At 70.3% G+C, this 17,735-nt stretch carries 18 protein-coding genes; 5 read left to right on the forward strand and 13 right to left on the reverse strand.

The window, feature by feature from the left end; genetic code table 11:
* Positions 1-90 precede the first annotated feature (90 nt).
* Positions 91-1,638 carry a protein kinase gene (locus tag SLV14N_RS21115; protein WP_263270605.1) on the forward strand — a complete coding sequence of 516 codons (1,548 nt, stop codon included), beginning with the start codon at positions 91-93 and terminating at the stop codon, positions 1,636-1,638.
* A 34-nt stretch (positions 1,639-1,672) separates the two neighbouring features.
* On the opposite strand, the gene SLV14N_RS21120 is transcribed toward SLV14N_RS21115, so the two are convergent.
* The gene (locus SLV14N_RS21120; protein ID WP_263270606.1) at positions 1,673-2,503 is read right to left on the reverse strand and encodes a hypothetical protein; all 831 of its coding nucleotides are present in this window, start codon (positions 2,501-2,503) and stop codon (positions 1,673-1,675) included.
* Positions 2,504-2,988: 485 nt separating this feature from the next.
* Between SLV14N_RS21120 and SLV14N_RS21125 the strand changes: the two genes are divergently transcribed.
* Positions 2,989-3,417 (forward strand): nuclear transport factor 2 family protein, encoded by a 429-nt coding sequence (locus tag SLV14N_RS21125; RefSeq protein ID WP_208682701.1) that lies wholly within the window; start codon positions 2,989-2,991, stop codon positions 3,415-3,417.
* A 104-nt stretch (positions 3,418-3,521) separates the two neighbouring features.
* On the opposite strand, the gene SLV14N_RS21130 is transcribed toward SLV14N_RS21125, so the two are convergent.
* The 8 genes from SLV14N_RS21130 to SLV14N_RS21165 all read right to left on the reverse strand — a co-directional run bounded on the left by SLV14N_RS21130 (position 3,522) and on the right by SLV14N_RS21165 (position 11,665).
* Positions 3,522-3,863 carry a MerR family transcriptional regulator gene (locus SLV14N_RS21130; protein WP_208682703.1) on the reverse strand — a complete coding sequence of 114 codons (342 nt, stop codon included), beginning with the start codon at positions 3,861-3,863 and terminating at the stop codon, positions 3,522-3,524.
* Between the two features lie 673 nt (positions 3,864-4,536).
* On the reverse strand, positions 4,537-5,208 hold the full coding sequence (locus SLV14N_RS21135) for a response regulator transcription factor (protein ID WP_263270607.1): 672 nt from the start codon (positions 5,206-5,208) through the stop codon (positions 4,537-4,539).
* Complete coding sequence (locus SLV14N_RS21140) at positions 5,205-6,479, reverse strand: sensor histidine kinase (RefSeq protein ID WP_208688005.1); 1,275 nt, start codon at positions 6,477-6,479, stop codon at positions 5,205-5,207. The genes SLV14N_RS21135 and SLV14N_RS21140 overlap by 4 nt, the downstream gene beginning before the upstream one ends.
* A 342-nt stretch (positions 6,480-6,821) precedes the next feature.
* Positions 6,822-7,994 carry an NAD(P)/FAD-dependent oxidoreductase gene (locus tag SLV14N_RS21145; RefSeq protein WP_263270609.1) on the reverse strand — a complete coding sequence of 391 codons (1,173 nt, stop codon included), beginning with the start codon at positions 7,992-7,994 and terminating at the stop codon, positions 6,822-6,824.
* 8 nt (positions 7,995-8,002) lie between these two features.
* Entirely contained in the window at positions 8,003-8,197 is a 195-nt protein-coding gene (locus tag SLV14N_RS21150; protein ID WP_208682716.1) for a ferredoxin, read from the reverse strand.
* A 51-nt stretch (positions 8,198-8,248) separates the two neighbouring features.
* Positions 8,249-9,433: a cytochrome P450 gene (locus tag SLV14N_RS21155; protein ID WP_263270611.1), complete on the reverse strand. Its 1,185-nt coding sequence runs from the start codon at positions 9,431-9,433 to the stop codon at positions 8,249-8,251.
* Positions 9,430-10,092 (reverse strand): DUF3159 domain-containing protein, encoded by a 663-nt coding sequence (locus tag SLV14N_RS21160; RefSeq protein ID WP_208682721.1) that lies wholly within the window; start codon positions 10,090-10,092, stop codon positions 9,430-9,432. The genes SLV14N_RS21155 and SLV14N_RS21160 overlap by 4 nt, the downstream gene beginning before the upstream one ends.
* A gap of 373 nt (positions 10,093-10,465) precedes the next feature.
* Entirely contained in the window at positions 10,466-11,665 is a 1,200-nt protein-coding gene (locus SLV14N_RS21165) for a hypothetical protein (protein ID WP_263270612.1), read from the reverse strand.
* A gap of 364 nt (positions 11,666-12,029) precedes the next feature.
* On the opposite strand from SLV14N_RS21165, the gene SLV14N_RS21170 reads away from it, so the two are divergent.
* Both SLV14N_RS21170 and SLV14N_RS21175 read left to right on the forward strand, forming a co-directional pair.
* Positions 12,030-12,803 (forward strand): squalene/phytoene synthase family protein, encoded by a 774-nt coding sequence (locus SLV14N_RS21170; protein ID WP_263270614.1) that lies wholly within the window; start codon positions 12,030-12,032, stop codon positions 12,801-12,803.
* A gap of 151 nt (positions 12,804-12,954) precedes the next feature.
* A complete protein-coding gene (locus tag SLV14N_RS21175) occupies positions 12,955-13,881 on the forward strand; it encodes a thermonuclease family protein (protein ID WP_208682727.1) in 927 nt (308 codons plus the stop codon).
* A gap of 437 nt (positions 13,882-14,318) precedes the next feature.
* Here the strand turns inward: SLV14N_RS21175 and SLV14N_RS21180 are convergent, their stop codons facing one another.
* The 4 genes from SLV14N_RS21180 to SLV14N_RS21195 all read right to left on the reverse strand — a co-directional run bounded on the left by SLV14N_RS21180 (position 14,319) and on the right by SLV14N_RS21195 (position 16,966).
* The gene (locus SLV14N_RS21180) at positions 14,319-14,741 is read right to left on the reverse strand and encodes a YjbQ family protein (protein ID WP_208682729.1); all 423 of its coding nucleotides are present in this window, start codon (positions 14,739-14,741) and stop codon (positions 14,319-14,321) included.
* 225 nt (positions 14,742-14,966) lie between these two features.
* Positions 14,967-15,239, reverse strand: coding sequence for a hypothetical protein (locus tag SLV14N_RS21185; RefSeq protein WP_208682731.1), 273 nt, complete (start codon positions 15,237-15,239; stop codon positions 14,967-14,969).
* 109 nt (positions 15,240-15,348) lie between these two features.
* Positions 15,349-15,621 (reverse strand): hypothetical protein, encoded by a 273-nt coding sequence (locus SLV14N_RS21190; protein ID WP_263270615.1) that lies wholly within the window; start codon positions 15,619-15,621, stop codon positions 15,349-15,351.
* Positions 15,622-16,015: 394 nt separating this feature from the next.
* A complete protein-coding gene (locus tag SLV14N_RS21195) occupies positions 16,016-16,966 on the reverse strand; it encodes an alpha/beta fold hydrolase (RefSeq protein WP_208682735.1) in 951 nt (316 codons plus the stop codon).
* 128 nt (positions 16,967-17,094) lie between these two features.
* Here SLV14N_RS21195 and SLV14N_RS21200 point away from each other — a divergent pair, with 128 nt between their 5' ends.
* Positions 17,095-17,712: a TetR/AcrR family transcriptional regulator gene (locus tag SLV14N_RS21200; RefSeq protein ID WP_263270616.1), complete on the forward strand. Its 618-nt coding sequence runs from the start codon at positions 17,095-17,097 to the stop codon at positions 17,710-17,712.
* The last annotated feature ends 23 nt before the right edge of the window (positions 17,713-17,735 follow it).

A 17,735-nucleotide genomic window follows, 5' to 3' on the forward strand; every position in this document is an offset into this window, starting at 1 on the left:
CGTGCCGCCGCTCCCCGCGGGGCGGGGAACCCGACCGCCCTCCCGCACGTCTTCCGCCGTGTTGGCGTGATCGGTCCCTGGAGGAACCCGGTGGAACACAGGATGTTGGGGCAGCGGTACGAGCTGGTGGAGCAGCTCGGGCACGGCGGCATGGGGACGGTGTACCGGGCCGTCGACCACCGGCTGCGCCGTACCGTCGCCGTCAAGACCCTCTCCGCCGAGCTGGCGATGCAGCCCGAGTTCCTCACCCGCTTCCAGCGGGAGGCACATGCCGCCGCCGCGCTCAACCACCCCGGTGTGGCCACCGTCCATGACGTCGGTGAGGACGCCGGCGGCGGTGCGGCCGAGCCCTATCTGGTCATGGAATATGTGGCGGGCCGGACCCTCAGCCAGGTGCTGAGGGACGGCCCGCTGACGGTGGCGCAGGCCGTCGACATCACGGGTCAGGTGCTGGCGGCGCTGGACCACAGCCACCGGCACGCCATCGTGCACCGGGACATCAAGCCCGCGAACGTCATGCTCACCGCGTCCGGCGCGGTCAAGGTCGTCGACTTCGGTATCGCCAAGGCGCTGAGCGAGGTGGCCACCCGGCTGACCGGGACCGGCGTGGCGGTCGGCACCCCCGCCTATCTCGCCCCCGAGCAGATCAACGGCGGCGAGACCGACCACCGCACCGATCTGTACGCCGTGGGCTGTCTGCTGTACGAGCTGCTGACGGGGCGTCCTCCGTATACCGGGGACTCACCGTTCTCCGTCATGCATCAGCATCTGGCCGCGGAGCCGGTGCCGCCCTCGCAGCTCCGCCCGGAACTCCCGCCCGCCGTGGACGCCGTGATCGCCAGAGCCCTGCACAAGCGCCGGGAGGACCGCTTCGCGGACGCCGCCGCGATGCAGAAGGCGCTCGCCGCGGCACCCCGCTCCGCACCGGCTCCCCGCCTCCCGACCCCCACCGCGCTCGATCCCGCGGCCGCGGACCCCGCCCCGGCGGCGGCCCCGCCCGCGCCCGCCGGGAGCGCACCGGCGCCGCGGTCCGCCCGCCGGAAGCCGGCGCGGGTGGTGTTCCGGCCGACGGCCGAAGGCGCGGTCGCACTGCTCGGCTGCTTCCTGTCCCTGGTGATATCCCGGACCGACATGATCGAGGTCGGTCAGTTCTCCCGGGTCGCGCTGCTCGCCGGTGTCGCCGGATCGGTGCTGCTGCTGTGGTCGGCCCGGCTCGCCTGCGCGGTGGCCTGGGGCCCGGTGGCGGAGGCCGTGGCGGTGTGGTCCGAGCTGGCGCGCGCCAACATCGGCTGGGAAACCCGCTACGTCATCATCGCCCTGGTCCTGGGGGTCGTCTCCGCGCTGTGCCTCGCCGCCGGATACAAGGACGAGCGCACCGGCGGCTTCGCCCTCGTCGCCTTCTGGTTCACGTCCCTGGCATCCGTCTGGTTCTTCCTCGACGACCTCCGCAAGATCGGCGTCTTCTACGTCCTCCTGCTGGCCGTCACGCTCGCCATCGGCACCCAGGTCCTCAAGGCCCGCACCCGGACGTCGCCGACCGGCGGCACTGCCGGCGAGTCCGCGGCGGAGAGGGCCGGGGGCGCCGTATCCCCGGCCACCCCGGCCACCGGCAGGCGCGAACGCCAGCCGGCCGGGTAGCCGGGCCAGGCACAGGACACCGACGACGTCGGTATCAGCCGACGCAGACCACACCCAGCAGACACACATGCGTCGGCGAGGACTGCCCCGCCTCCGGTGCGGTCGGTGTGGCCGGTGTGGTCGGCGCGGTGTCTGTCGGCGAGGTGTCCGAGCTGCTGCCTCCGCTGCTGCCTCCGGAGCCTCCGGAGGCAGCGGGGGCGCTGGTCGCGGCATCGGTGTGCGCGGGGTGCGCCGCCCGGTCCGGAGTGGACGCGGTGGGCGCGCTCGCGCGGGGCGGCGCGGCGGTATGGGACGGGGCGTCGGACTGTGGCTGCCGGGCCGTCGTGGCGGGCGGCGGAGTGGCCGCGGTGGGGCGCGCATGCCGGCCGGCCGGGAGGGACGGGCGGGCGCCGGGGTGCCGGGACGCCTGGCTGTCCGCCCGGTCCGTCGACGAGGCGGCGGGCTCGGTCCGGGGCGTGGACACGCGCTCCGGCTCCGGCTTCGAGGCCGCGTGGGTGCCGTTGGTGGCGGGCTTGTTCTGCAACATGCTGACGGTCAGACCGCCGCCGACGAGGGCAAAGGCCGTGGCGGCCGCGGCCCGGCGCCGGTGCTTCTTCCACCGGGCCAGTTGGCGGCGCCGGGCCGCCCGGCCCTGCCCGGTGGGCGCGGGGACCTCGGCATCCCCGGGCGCACCGTCGTCCGGGGCGGCTGCGGTGTCGGCGGTGTCGGCCGTATCCGCCGGCACGGCGTCGAAGGCGCCGCCGAACGGCGCGGTCTCGGAGGCACCGCCGCCGAACGGACCGGCATCGGCGTACCGGCCCTGGCGGGGCCCCGGGGCGGGGGCTTCCTCAGGCTGCCAGGACTCCCAGTTCGCGGCGGCGGCCATCGCGCTCTGCCGGCGGTGGGTGGGCGGGGCTATGTCCGGGGCGTAATCGCCGCATCCTGGACATACGAGTGCCCCGTTGAGACTCCGGCGGCACGACGAGCAGTAGTCCATCTTCGATCTTTCTGTGCTGGCTGCGCCGCCACGGACGCCGACGACCTGATCGAGCTGATCCAGTTCGCACGCGGGATCGAGCGGGCAGTAACGCTAACGACACCCGTCGAGGGCCACGCGTAGGCCGTGTGACGCTTCCGTGCAGATTTCCCGGCGGCACCTCCCGCACTCCGGACATGTCACGACGCGCACCGCGCGGAGAACCTGATCAATGTCTAATCAAGTTTGACTAGAGGCGCTTGAGGGCATACCTTTCCCGAGTAGATAAATTTGACGACTGGCGCCTGATGGCCGATGGCCGGCCGCGTGCCCGTGGCCCGTGTGACGGCTGATGCGTCGAAGAGACCGTGTCGAAGAGACCGTGAGGAGTCTGTGTGACCTTTCTGCCGGATGCCGGATACGTCCCGACCGCCGAGGACCGCGCGAGCCTGGAGGCCTGGTTCGTGGAGTACGACGCACAGAGCGCGAAGCGCGACGTTCAGAGCATGGCCGACCTGGCGATGTTCCCCCTCAACCTCGTGAGCGACGACGCGGCCGGCAACGGCCGAGCGGCACAGTGGGACCGCGAGCAGTACATCGCGACGATGACGCAGGTGATGGGGGACGGCAGCGAGGACATCACCTTCGAGTCCACGCGGACGCCGGTCTTCCTCTCGCCCGTCCTGGCCGTGGTTTTCTCGGACTCGACCATGACGATGGGCGGCCGGAGCCGGCAGCTGCGTTACGCCGACATCCTGGTCAGGCGGGACGGCGCATGGGCGTTCCAGACCATGATCCAGGGCGGCTGGGGCGACAACCTGTAGCGCCGCGGTCGATGCGGCGCCGTGGGGCGGGCCTCGGGAAGGCGGCAGCCCGACGGCGGGAGGGCGGTCCCCGGGCGCCCGTCGCGGTCCGGGCGCCCGCCGGCTCAGTGCGAGCTGTCGTCCGAGGTGGCTGCGGAGGCGCGGCGGAATTCGGCGTTGATGCGCTGGGCTTCTTCGAGCTGGTCCTCAAGGATGACGATGCGGCAAGCCGCCTCGATCGGAGTGCCCTGGTCGACGAGCTCCCGGGCGCGGGCGGCGATGCGCAGCTGGTAGCGGGAGTAGCGGCGGTGCCCGCCCTCGGAGCGGAGCGGAGTGATCAGGCGGGCCTCTCCGATGGCGCGGAGGAAACCGGGAGTCGTGCCGAGAAGTTCGGCGGCCCGACCCATCGTGTAGGCGGGGTAGTCGTCATCGTCCAGCCGGCTGCCGAGCGAATCATCCGCTGTCATCTGCACCTCTTCTTGGGAGCGCGTCGAGGGGCCTTGGTGCCGTACGGCACCAAGGCCCCGAAGGAAATTCAACACCATCTGTCGGCCCTAGTGCTGCGCCGACCTTCTGTTTCCGCGGCCCCGCCCCGGCGAGGGGCGTGGGTGCGGGGATCGCTGCTGCGTGACCGTGGACCACCTGCCAATCCGGGGTCGTGCGGTACCCGGGGGGAGTACTCCTCGCCCGGGCGATCCTGATGGCGTCTGCTTCCTCCGTTCTTCCTCTGTGTCGATCACTTGCCGGACCGCAGCCGTCTGCGCTCCGAGTACTGCCGGTGGCGGCCCCTGAACACCGCGGGCCACCCGGTACGGCCGTCAGTCCCGTCACCGTCCTGCGACCACCCTGGCTTCGGAACTCCACCGCCGCACCGGCCTGGCTGAACCGCTTCCCGGCTAACCTCCGCCGGGCGTTCAACCTTGGCTACGAGAAAAACCGTAATCGTGTGAGAGCCCAATGTCTACTCTGACGAGAGTAGATTTTTGTGTCTTCGGCAGGGAGGCAATTCGCCTCGAACAAGGCAGGCAGGGCAGGCGTCCGGAGCCGGCGGAGAGCCGGAGAGCCGGACAGGGGGGCCGAGCATCGCGGAGCGACGGCCGGCCCGTTGCCTCAACGCCCGAGACGCCCCGGTGCCGGAGGTCAGGGCCCGTCAGGCCGGGCCAGTCCCGTCCGGTAGGCGATGACCACGAGTTGGGCCCGGTCCCGGGCGCCCAGCTTGGTCATCGCGCGGTTCGCATGGGTCTTGGCGGTGAGCGGGGTGACGAAGAGGCGCTCGGCGATCTCGTCGTTGGACAGGCCGTCGGCGACCAGGGCGACCACCTCGCGCTCCCGCGGGGTGAGTGCGGCCAGCTGCGGTGACGCGGTCCGGCCGGGGGGTGCGGGCTGGGCCAGGAAGCGTGCGATCAGGGCCTTGGTCGCGGTCGGCGAGAGCAGGGAGTCGCCGGCGGCGACCACCCGGATCGCATCGAGCAGCTCGTCCGGGTTGATGCCCTTGCCGAGGAAACCGCTCGCCCCGGCGCGGAGCGCCTCCGCGACATACTCGTCGTTCTCGAAGGTGGTCAGCACCAGCACCCGTACACCGGCGAGATCCTCGTCCTCGCTGATCAGCCTGGTCGCGGCGAGGCCGTCGAGGTCGGGCATCCGGATGTCCATCAGCACCAGGTCGGCGCGGTGGCTGCGGGTCAGCTCGACGGCTTCGCGGCCGGTGGCGGCCTCCGCGACGACCTCCATGTCGGGGGCCGAGTCGACGAGCATCCGGAAGGTGCCGCGCAGGAGTGCCTGATCGTCGGCGAGCAGTACACGGATGGTCATGGTCGGCCCTTTCGGCCGGCGCGCAGCGGCAGTTCGGCCTCGATACGGAAGCCCCCGTCGGGGCGCGGTCCGGCAGTGAGGGTACCTCCGGCGGATTTGGCACGCTCCCGCATACCGATCATGCCGTGGCCGGTGCCGGCCTCCTGGATTCCTTGGAGGCCCGTGGCGACCGGGCCGGTGCCACGGCCGCTTCCCCCGGTGCCACGGCCGTCGTCGTCGACGGTGAGCCGCAGGACGTCGGTGCGGAAGTCCAGGCGGACCCGTGCCGAGGCCGGGCCGGCGTGCTTGCGCGTATTGGTCAGGGCCTCCTGGATGATCCGGTAGGCCGTCAGATCGGTGATCGGTGACAGCTCGCCCGGTGGCCCGGTGCGCTCCAGCGTGACATCGAGGCCGGAGTGGCGGAAGGAGTCCAGCAGCGCGTCGAGACCGGCGAGTCCGGGCGCCGGTTCGCGGGGCTCGACCGGCTCTTCGCCGTACCGGAGCAGTCCTACGGTGGCGCGCAGTTCGTCCAGCGCCCCCCGGCTGGTGTCCCGGATCCGTTCGAGCGCCTGGTAGGCGGGCTCGGGGTCGGTGCGCATGAGGTGGTGGGCCACGCCTGCCTGGGCGTTGATCAGAGTGATGTGGTGGGCCACGACATCGTGCAGCTCCCGGGCGATCCGGAGGCGTTCCGCGGTGACCCGTCGGCGGGCCTCCTCCTCCTTGGTGCGCTCGGCCCGCTCGGCCCGCTCCTCGGCGGCGGTGAGCACTTCGCGGCGGCTGCGGACGGCGTCGCCGATGGCCACCGCCATGAGCGTCCAGGCAATCAGGGCGAGGGACGACGGGAGCTTGTCCGCCAGGGCGAGGGACTGCGGGCGGGCGAGGGACTGCGGCATCTGTAGCGCACCCGGGGGGAAGACCAGCGACGCGGTGATGAGCACGACGGCCGCGAGGGTGCCCACGCGCCAGGCCCGGCGCCGGTCGGTGCGGATCGCCACCGTATAGAGAGCGACAGCCGTGGCGGCGGGCGTCGGCCGGGCGAGCGGGAGCAGGGCGGACTGGACCAGATGTATGGCCACCGTCACTGCGACCACGGTGATCGGCCAGCGGTTCCGGGCGATCAGGGGAACACAGGAGACCGCGAGGGCAACGACGGACCAGCCGACCGGAGCCCGGTCGATGTAGGCGAAGGCGACGACCAGCGGGGAGGCCAGGAGGAAGCAGGCCAGCGCGACGGTCAGGTCGACCACGAGTGGCCGGGTCGTCCGCTGCCACGCGCTGAACCGGTCGATCATTTGCACGCTCCCACGGTACGCAGCCCCGGCCGGACCGACGATGCCGGCGGCCCGGCCCTGCGGTGCGCATGGCCTCATCGACATCGAACGAGACGGACCGTGCGGCCCGGCTCCTCACACAGCAGCCGGCTCACCTCGCGTACGGCATGATCGCGCTCGCGTACGGGCCGACGGGTGGGTGTGCGGGGCAGATCACGGGTGGCTCCTTACGGGGGCTACGGGGGGATGGGGCTTGGGGGAGGTACCGGCCTGCCGGCGCGGCTTTCGGGAGCCGTCGCCGGCAGGCGGCGCTGGTCGGGGAAGTGCTGACGGGGCAGGAGTGGCGCCCCGTCAGGACGTGCGTCAGGCGGCGGTGTTCCCGGCGAGGTGACTGCGGTACTCGCGCAGGGCACGTGCGCTGTTCCAGCCCAGCGCGCCCACCACACGGCCGTCCACCTTGTAGAGCGCGACGAATCGGTGTTCCCGCGGATCCCCGTCGACGACCTCGACGGTCGCGTCGGAGGGGCACCAGCCGCAGGTTTGGATCTTGGTGTAGTACAGGTCGGTCCAGCCGAACGGGACCGGTGCGTAGGGCACGGCCTCCGCCGGACCGGCCAGCAGGTTCCGGGCGGCGGTGATGGCCTGTTGGGTGGCATTGGTGCGTTGTTCGAGGCGGACGCGGCCACCGGCCGCCGGATGGGCCCAGTTGGCGACGTCTCCTGCCGCGTACACCCGGGGCGCGGCTTGGCAGGTGCGGTCGCAGAGCACTCCGTCACCCAACGGGATCCCGGAGCCGGCCAGCCATTCGGTGGCCGGCACCGAGCCGATCGCCACCACCACGACATCGGCGGCAAGCCACGTACCGTCGTCGAGCGTCACCGCGGTGACCCGCCCGTTCTCGCCGGTCATGCCGGTGACATGGCGGCCCATGCACAGGCGGACACCGTGGTCGCGGTGCATGTCACCCACCAGACCGCCCACGAAGGTGCCGACCTGCCGGGCCAGCGGAGTGGCTTCGACATCGACGAGGGTGACGTCCAGGCCGAGGCCGCGTGTGGTGGCGGCGATCTCGCTGCCGAGGAATCCGGCACCGATCACCACGACGCGCGGCCCGGCGTGCAACTGGGCGCGCAGTGTGAGGGTTTCGTCGAGGGTGCGGAGCACATGGACGCCGGCCAGGTCATGGCCGAAGGGCAGGCGACGGGGGCGCAGTCCGGTGGCGATGATCAGGCCGTCGTAGCCCAGCCGGTCCCCGTCGGCCAGGGTGACGACACGTTCCGCCGTGTCCAGGCCGGTTGCCCGGCAGCCCGCTCTCAGGTCCATGCGCAGCTGCTGGAGGTCGGCTTCCCGGCGCAGGGCGCACCGGTGCGGTTCCCATTCGCCGGCCAGCACCTGCTTGGACAGCGGTGGCCGGTCGTACGGGAGCCGCAGTTCGTCGCCGACCAGGGTCAGCGTCCCGGTGAAGCCCTCGTGCCGGAGAGTTTCGGCCGCGGTGAGACCCGCGGCCGACGCGCCCACCAGGACGATGCGGTCCATGGCGGGCACTACTCCACCACCTCGATCGCCAGTGCCGGGCAGCGGGCGGCGGCGTCCCTGACCTGGGGCAGCAAGCCGTGCGGCGGGTCGGCGTCGAGCAGTACGACGACGCCGTCCTCGTCCCGCTGGTCGAAGACGTCAGCGGCAGCCAGCACGCAGGTGCCCGCCCCGACGCATTTTCCCTCATCGATGAGGATCTTCATGGGTTCTCCGTGTGGTGTGTGGTGCGACGAGGTGCCGGCGGTGTGCCGGTCTCACCAGGTCACGGGCAGTTCGTGGACGCCGTAGACGAGCATGTCGTCGCGCATCGGCACCTCTTCCACCGGAACCGCCAGCCGCAGCGCCGGGAACCGGTCCAGGAGCGCGGACAGCGCGGCCTTCATCTCCACCCGGGCCAGCTGCTGGCCGAGGCACTGGTGGATGCCGTGGCCGAACGCCAGGTGCGGGCTGTGCGGCCGGCCGACGTCCAGCCGCTCCGGGGCGTCGGCGAGGTGTGCCGTGTCCCGGTTCCCGGAGGCCAGCGAGACGGCCACCATGCTGCCTGCCTTGATCTGGCGGCCGTTGAGCTCCAGATCCTCCAGCGCCCTACGCCGGATCCCGAACTGAATGATCGTCAGGTAGCGCAGCAGCTCCTCGACCGCGTTGTCCATCAGGGAGGGGTCGGCGCGCAGCGCCGCCAGCTGCTCCGGGTGCTGCAGCAGGCACATGGCGCCCAGCGCGATCATGTTCGCGGTCGTCTCGTGCCCCGCGATCAGCAGCAGCACCCCGACACCGGCCAGTTCCTCGTCGGTCAGCTCTCCGGAGTGGACCAGCTCGCTGAGGAGGTCGCCGGTGGGCTTCTCCCGCTTGGCGAGCACCAGTTGGTGGAGGTACCCATGCATCGCGGTCTGCGCCTGACGGAATTCCTCGGGGCTGGGATTCAGCCGGATGATGGTGGCCGAGTTCCGCTGGAACTCCTCACGGTCGGCGTAGGGCACCCCGAGCAGCTCGCAGATCACCAGCGAGGGAATGGGCAGGGCGAAGGCCTGGACGAGGTCGACCGGGCCCTTGGCCGCGGCCATCGCGTCCAGCTGCTCGGCGACGATCCGCTCCACCGCCGGTGTCAGCTGCCGCATCCGTTTCACCGTGAACTGACCGGTGAGCAGGCGCCGGAACCGGGTGTGCTCCGGCGCGTCCATCGCGAGGAACATCCCAGGAGCCGGCGGCGGTACCTCGTCCACGCCGCCGGGCCGCGGGAGGGTGCCCTTCGTGCTGAACCGCGGGTCGGCCAGGACGGTGCGCACGTCCTCGTACCTGGTGACCAACCAGCCGGTCACACCGTCCGGGAAGGTCATCGGCACGACCGGCTCCTGCTCACGCAGTGTCCGGTAGTCCCCCGGCGGGTCGAAGGGGCAACTCCGCACCGTGGGCTGGGTTTTGAGGGGCTGGGTGTTCGTCACGAAAGAGTCCTTTCAAGAGGGAGGGATGTCCCGGTGGTCGTGCGGTCGTGGGTGGCGCAGTGATGGCCGCCCAGGGCGCGCCGGTAGACGCGCCAGCCCACGAGCATGCTGAGCGCGAGGACGGGGGGCCCGAAGGCGTCGGCCGTACCGAGGGCGACGGCCTCGCCGGCCAGGTACAGCGGCAGCTGGATCGACAGCATCATCAGACTCACGACGAGGATGACCAGGTTGCCCTTGATGAACGCCCGCCGCCGCACCGTGCACCGGCGCCAGCCGGGCCCCTCCTTCGTGATCTGCGCCACCACCACGCCCATCAGCGGCCGTCCGAGCAGCAACATCACGGCGTTCGTCAGGGCGACCACGCTGTGCATCACCAGGTTCGGCAGGAAGAAGTTGGCGGCTTCTCCGGTCCGTGCGGCCAGTGCCCCCTGGACGCACACGAGACCGAGGACGGCGAGCGCGCGCCACACCGACTCCCCGCGCACCACCCGGTAGACGCAGGCTCCGGCCGCCGCCGCCAGGGCGAGCGCCAGCGCGACGGGGAGCCGATGTGTGAGAGCGAAGCTCACGGTGAATCCGAAGATGGGCGCGATATCGATTACTGCCGCACGCAGCCGGCTGCGGATGGCAGCCTGGGCGGCGTCCTCTGCGTCGGCCACACGGTGTGCTGTTGGGTCCACAACTGCTCCAGGCTCCTCGACAGACGGTGGTCTTCCCGTCGCTTGCGACCTGGATCACGATGCCGTTGCGCCCCCGCGCCCGTCGTCGTGCGCCCGCAGACACTTGACCTGCCGCAATCGCAGTACGACACCGCGGCCCCTACCACGGGCGCAGACACCGGCCGCGGGTCGGCGGGGCGTGGCTCAAGTGCGCCCCCGGGACATGGCTCGACACCTCGCCGCGGGGCCTGGAGGGGCGTGGCGAGGGACAAGCCCACGAAGAAGGCCCAGGTCTCGGACCTGGGCCTCAACTATGGAGTGGGTGACGGGAGTCGAACCCGCGGGCAGGGATCTTCGCCCCCTTGCGGTGCAGTCAACCGCGTCCGGTGAACTGCTGCCCGACGCCGAGTTGGCGCAGGCCGGCGAGGACCTGGGGGTCCTGGGCGTCGAGCCAGTCGCACAGCTGCCGGAAGGAGACCATCCGGACGTCCTTGTGCTTCTCGTCGGCGATGTGCTTGATCGCCTCCTCGACGGCGTCCATGTAGATGCCGCCGTTCCACTGCTCGAAGTGATTGCCGACGAACAACGGGGCCCGGTTCGTCTCGTATGCCCGCTGGAAGCCGGCTATGTACGCGTCGGCGGCCTGCTTGCGCCAGCCCGGGTAGTTGGCCGGCGGACCCTTGGTGGAGTTCTTCGACTGGTTGTACAGCATGTTGTAGTCCATCGAGAGGACACCGGAGGGGAGGTTGCCGAACGGGATCGACTGGAGCGGGAAGTCCCAGATGCCCTGCTTCTTGGTGGGCCAGACCTGGAGGCCGCCGGGCGAGCTGGCGTCATACCGCCAGCCGCGCTTGCGCGCCGTCGGCAGCAGGTTCTCCTGGCCGAGCAGGCACGGCGTGCGGGCGCCGACGAGTTCCTTGCTGTAGTCGAAGGGCAGCGGTTCGAGGTCGGTGAAGCCGGTGTTGGTCCGCCACTTGGTGACGAAGTCCATGGCCTGCTCGATCTCGGAGTCCCACTGGGCGGGGGTCCAGTTGGCGACCGAGCCGGTGCCGCCGCAGAAGTGGCCGTTGAAGTGGGTGCCTATCTCGTGGCCTTCCAGCCAGGCCGCGCGAAGGTTCTTCAGCGTCTCCTTGATGTGGTCATCGGTGAGGTAGTCGATGTCGGCGGCGCCGACGGGGTTGTTCGGCGGCCGGTACAGGCGCTTCTTCGACTCCGGCAGCAAATACAGCCCGGAAAGGAAGAAGGTCATCGAGGCGTTGTGGTCGCGGGCCAGTTTGCGGAACCGCGGGAAGAGGCCGTTGCCCACCTCGGCCGCCCCGTCCCAGGAGAAGACCACGAACTGCGGTGGCTTCTGGCCCGGCTTCAGCTTCTCCGGCGCGGGCGGCTGGTTGGGCTGCTTTCCGGTGTACGCGGTCGAGCCGTCGCCGATCGGCTTTCCCTTCGCGGTCTGTCCGGGCTTGGTTCCGACCTTGTCGGAGTCCGACGATCCGGAGGGGGAACAGCCGGCGACGGAGAGCGCGGCGGCCGCTCCTACCCCGAGTCCAAATATGCCCCGACGGCTGAATTCACGCATAACGGTGCCCATCGCATTCGTTCGAAGTTCTGGTGTGGGGGGACGACCGGAGAAGTGGGACGCCCAGAAGGAGGGGGAGGCGGATGCGTGGTCAACTTCGAAAAGGCGAAGGCCGCGATTCCTGTGCCCGGCGCCCCACAGCCGCGTCGTGGTCCGGTGTCATCTTCTGCATGTCGTGCTCCCCCGTTCGATGGGCGGGCAGAAGGCTGAAGGCCTCAGCGGCCTCAACCCATGCCCTTGGACGCACATGACTCTCACGGAGATCGCTAGTGCACCGGTAACGCCTCACTAACAACCGTTGCGAATACCGTTCCTGCGGTGTGGTCGCAGCGCAGACGCACGGCAGGGGGCCGTGGGTGGGGCTTTGAGCGGCGGTTCGAGGACGGACCACCGAACCGCGCTTCCGATCCGGGCACCGAACCGCGCATTCGGTCCGGGCACCGAACCCGCGCATCCGAACCGGGCGACTCGGCCCCAACTCGGTACCGGAGAATGGCCGCTCCTGCACACCGGCGCCTGCCACCCCCGCCTTCTCCTCCATGCCAAGGACTTTCTCCGCACCGCGGCCACCGAACTCGAATTCACCGGCTTCGCCACGGAGTCGGACTACCAGCGCTATCTCGACGCGTACTCACTGCCCGCCTTCATGCTGGTCGCCTGCCTGCTCGCCCCCGGTGACGAACCTGCCGGCTACCGCGCTGCCTGCCGCACCTACATAGACGGCAGCCAGCGACTCGACTTCGTCAACGATCTCGCCGAGGATCTGTCCGACGACAGGCTGACCCTCCCTGAGGACGCCCTGCTGAGCCACGGCGTGACCCGTGCCGACCTCGTACAGGCCCAGGACACCCCCGGAGCCCGTGCTCTGCTGCGGCACCTCCTCCAACAGGCCCGTGCTGCCCTGGCCGCCAGCCACTGTGTGACCGGGTTCGTGCCACCCGCCAACCGTCCCTTCGTCCGGGCTCTGATAGCCCTGGAAGAGGCCACCACCGACGCGGCCGAGGCCAAGGGTCCGGGCCTCCTGGCCGCCCCCGCACGCCCAGCCGTTTCCGCCGTGCTGACGATCCTCCTGCGCGAATACCGCCATACGCGCAGCCTGCGCCGCTCCGGTCGCGTCCGCTCGGCCCGGCCCGAATGAAGGAGGCGGGGGCCGCGGGGCCGCGCTCCGCCTGAATCGCTGCCGGCTCGTGTCCGGCCGTGCGGAGTTGCGGCGCCGGGAGCACGGCGTGACGCTGGGTGGAGCCGGAGGGCGGAGGCGCCAAAGGCGTACGCCGGGAAGGACAGCAGCCGTGACCGACCCTGTAGAGATCCTGTGGACACCTGCCGGGACCGCCATGCCGTCGCTGGGCTCGCGTGCCCTGGTCGAGGTACACGACGGGGATACGCCATACGTCAAGATGCCGGTCCGCATGCTGTCCGTCGACACTCCGGAAACGACGGCGGACACGGTTGAACGGGCCGAGAACGTCGACAAGGAATTCAAGCAACTGGCCGCCTGGATACGGGAGGGCATCGCGCCCATCTCCGATGACCTCGCCGCATTCCTGTTGCCGAAGATCGAGACGGGGAAAGCGGGCAGTTTGCAGTTCGGCCAAGGCACGACGGCGGCCGCGTTCAACACGGAGAACATCAAGAAGAGGCTGGCCGAGGGCAGGAAACCCGGCAAGGAGCGCAGCATCTTCATCCGCACCGCCGACGACCAGTTCGACGACAACAACCGTCTGCTCGCCTACATCGCGCCGAACTACTCGAAGAAGGAACTGGCCAGTCTGCCGAGGGAGAAGAGGCCGACCTTCAACCTCGACCTCATCGCCGAAGGATGGGCGGCCACCTTCGTCATCTACCCCTCCATCCCCGGCGAGCTCGACCTTCCCCTCCTCCTCAAGGCCGCCGACAAGGCGGTCAAGGGCAAGAAGGGAATCTGGAAGGACCCCAAAACCCTGCTCGCCTACGAGTACCGGGCCCTTGAGAAGCTTCACGACGTCACGAAGAAGAAGGCCGAGGGGCAGGAGTGGAAGCCTGGCGAGGCGTTCTCCTGGCGGACGAGGTACTGCGTGGATATGCGCAATCGCGAACTGCACGGTCCGGAGGACTACTTCCGGGTCCCGCCGGTCTACCGGCTGTGGCTCTGGCCGCAGGACGTGAAGGAAGCCATCGGCCAACTCAATCTGACCCCGTCGCCAAGGCTCGCAGGAGAGGGCGGCGGCGCACGCTGAGGTCACCGTTCGCGCAGTCGGCGATGCGTCGACGCGCCCGACAAGGTCATCGCCTCCTCGGTGACCAGGTCTGCAGGCTTGCTCCATGGCCCCCTTCGGAGTCCCAGACCGATACCAGGGACAGTTCCGTCTCCTCCGCGATCCGGCGCTGCTCCGCTTCGTTCATCAGGGCACTCGCGGTGAGGGGGAATCGCCGAAAACGACACGAGCATGGAGGCTGGTGTGCGAATTGCCCTCGGTAGTGCCGGCTTACTCCGGGTAAGGCTCGCCGAGCCGATCCGGAGCGACGGGGCGAAGGGCACAGGAGACCTTGGAGCAGTCTCGGACTTGAGAATTGCGAAGAGAGGCAGCGCCTGCCGTGCGGGCAGCCGGACACTCTCGTGCGACATCGGCTGCCAACGGGGGCTGCCGGCCGCAGGACCGCGTGGGTCGTCCGGTCAGCCGAGGAAGGACAGCCGGACCTGGCGCTCGGGGCCGTCCCGGTCGGTGTTCACCAGTACGACGGACTGCGAGGCCCCCAGCTCCAGCTTGCCATCGACTACGGGCAACGTGGCGTGTGGTGGTACCAGAGCCGGGAGCATGTGGCCGCGGCCGTGGCCTGGACCACCGTGGCGGTCCCCCCAGCGGTCGTCCGCGGGAAGAATGCCGCGGAGGGCTGCCAACAGGTCATCGTCACTGCCCGCGCCGGTCTCGATGACGGCCAGGCCGGACGTCGCGTGGGGAGTGAACACGTTCAGCAGTCCGTTTCGCCCATGAGCCGCCTCCCGGAGGAACGCGGAGCACGCGTTCGTCAGGTCGTGCATGGTCTCAGTGGCGCCGGTTGCCATGTTGATGGTGCGGGTGGTGAAGGTGCCAGCCATGGTTCACCGGTACCCGGCGCGGAGCAAGAGCACTAACGGCCGGATGGGTTGTTCCTCCGGGCCCTCCGCCGGTAGGGGCACGTGCTCCCGTGCCCGGACAGGCCCCTCGTGCCGTCCCATCCGAGTACCGCAATCAGCTCTGGACCGCGGCTTCCTCGCTCTCCCGGCCCCACACGCATCCCTTGAGTGGCAGCCGAAGGGTTCGGACGCCGCCTGAGCAGGGCGTCAACCGTGCTCTTCTTCTTCGGCCTCCATGCGCCGGATGCCTTGGTGCGTCAGCGTGACCATGGCCGGCGTATTGCCCGCGGTCCAGTCGACCGTGATCAGGTCCTCGCCCACCAGATACGTGCAGGCGGCAGCCAGATCCTCTGCCGGGATCGCGAGTTCTTGGGCCAGCTTGGCTCCGGTGACACCCAGGAGGCGGTTGCCTTCTGTGGCCTCATACAGAGCCTGCATGATCTTCTCGCGGTACGCCTTCCGCTCGGTCAGTGATGCCATGACTGCTACCTCTGGGGAGAACTGTGTCGCGGTCATCGCGGCGGAGAAGTGCCGGATGCCCGGTCGAGGGGCCGGCCCTGTCTCAGCCGCGTGTCTGAGGCCGGCTTCCTCAGACCTCGTCCGCATGCGGGCGGTCACGCGCGGCTGACTCGCTGGTCACCCGCCACGGCGCGGCCGTCACGACGGGCTCGGAGGTGTGCGTGGTGTCCACCGTGATGTGGAGCCGGGTCCCGCCGTCGTGGCCGGCGGGGTAGCTGCGCTGTTCGGCGGCGGGGAAGCAGTGCCGGAGCACTTCTGCGACCCGGCGCGCGGCCTCGGGGGATGCGGCGACGATACGGACCTCAGCCATCCCTGCCGAAGGCATCGGTTCTACAGGTCTCATGCCGGCCTCTCTGTCAGGCGTATGAGGTGCCCCTCGGTGAATGCTCACACCTACCGCCGCCTGGAACGGTTGGCGTTCTGTCGCCCTTCTCGTGTTGTCCGTCGCGACTTGCCGACGGGGGAGGAGATGAGCTGGCCCGCCCCACCGCCGGCCTTTCGACTCCGGCAAGGGGGGAACGCTCGAAATATCCCGACGTGTTCACCGTACTCCGGGCGGCGGTCCACACGGATGGGCCACGACGCGGAGCAGCTAGCTCCCGGCGTCGTTCACCGGCGCTGAGGCGGGCGGTTGGCGCGTCGGGGGTTCCTTCAAGGAGCCTGCGGTTTGCGGCCGGCACGCCTGTGCTGATGTTCCTGCTTGCTCGGCCGTGCCGGAGCCCTCCCTGCCGTAGGTCCTACGCGTCGACCACGCCGTCGGCCTCGGCCGGGTCGAGGGAGTCGATGTCCTCCATGAAGCTCAGCATCCGGGCGTTGACCACGTCGGGGTGGTCGATCTGCGGGCCGTGGCCCGTCGCGGCGATGATCTCGGCACGGGCTCCGGGGATCAGTCGCGGCACCCGTTCCAGCTGCCGCTGCGGGTGTACCAGCAGGCTGCGCTTGCCCATGATGAGGTAGAGCGGGGTCCGGATGGAGCGCAGCGCGTCCTCGGTCAGCGGCAGCGGCGCGGGGCGGCGGATCCGGAAGGCGCGGGCGCCCGCCTGGATCCACGTCCGCAACTCGGGGACGGCGATGACCGGTTGCTCCAGCCAGGAGGCGAGGCGCGGGCGCAGCGCCTTGGGGGCGAAGCTGGCGAAGAGACTGACGAAGACCCAGGCGAAGAAGCGCAGGCCCACCTTCTCCAGGCCGCCGGGGTCGAGGGCGGTGACCGACGCGAGCCGTCCGGGCCGGCGGTGGGTCATGTTGAGCACCAGCCAGCCGCCGTACGAGGAGCCGACCAGGTGGACCCGGTCGAGGCCGAGGGCGTCGAGTGTCTCGTCGAGCCACTGCGCGGCGCGCTCCGGCTGCCACATGGGCTCGCGGTGGACGCTGCGCCCGGCGTCGCCGGGGGTGTCGAGCGCGTAGACGGGCCGTTCGGCGCTGAGCGCGGGGGTGTTGGGGTACCACATCGCCGAGCAGTAGCCCGCGCCGTGGATCAGGACCACCGGCGTACGGGACTCGGCTGCCGGATCCGTGGGGCCGTACCGGTAGACGTGCGTGGTGCCGAAGCTGGTCTCGACGTCCGTCTCGGAGCGGGCGGGCGCACCCATCGCGTAGACGGCGTCGCAGGCGGCGAAGTAGCGGTCGCGCAGCTCGTCGTTCACGTAGCGGCCGACATCGCGGCGCACACGGTTCGTGTTCTCGGGCACGGGGGCACCTCCGGGGAGATCCGTTCTTCGTGATACGACCGTACCATGATGTTGGTACGGCGGTACCATAAAGGGTCCGGGCTGAGCCGGACCGCGAACCCCACACCGACGGGCGGAGACACCGGCACATGCCAAAGCACGTGGACCACGAGGAACGGCGCGCCCAGATCGCCGAGGCGCTCATCCAGGTCGCGGGGCGTCGAGGACTGCACGCCGTCGGCATGCGCGACGTGGCCGCAGAGGCCGGCGTGTCACTCCGGCTCGTGCAGTACTACTTCGAGACCAAGGCGAAGCTGCTCTTCTACGGGCTCCAGCACCTGACCGACCGCTTCACCGCACGGGTGGGCGCCCGCCTGGCCGCCGCAGGCCCGGACCCGGGCCCGCGCGCGACCATCGAGGCGCTGCTGCTGGCCTCTCTCCCGACCGACGAGGAGGGCCGCACCTTCCACCTCCTCTACAGCTCCTACTCGATCCTGTCCGTGACCGACGACGCGCTGGCCGCCCAGCCCTTCATCGACAACCCCGACGCCGCCGAGAACGCCCTGACCGGCCTGCTCGAACAGGCCCAGGCGTCGGGTCTGGCCGGTCCCGGCATCGACGCACGCACGGAGGCGATCAGTCTGCTCGCGATGACGGCGGCCATGGGCACCAGCATCCTCGTGGGCCAGCGGAGTCCGGAGTCGGCCCTCGCGGTGCTCCATCACCACCTGGACCGGATTTTCGCGACTCCCCCCGCGCGCGGGTAGGGCTCGACGTCCTCGGCAGGGAT

This window comes from Streptomyces sp. Je 1-4 4N24 (assembly GCF_026239515.1).
GTDB lineage: Bacteria > Actinomycetota > Actinomycetes > Streptomycetales > Streptomycetaceae > Streptomyces > Streptomyces nigrescens.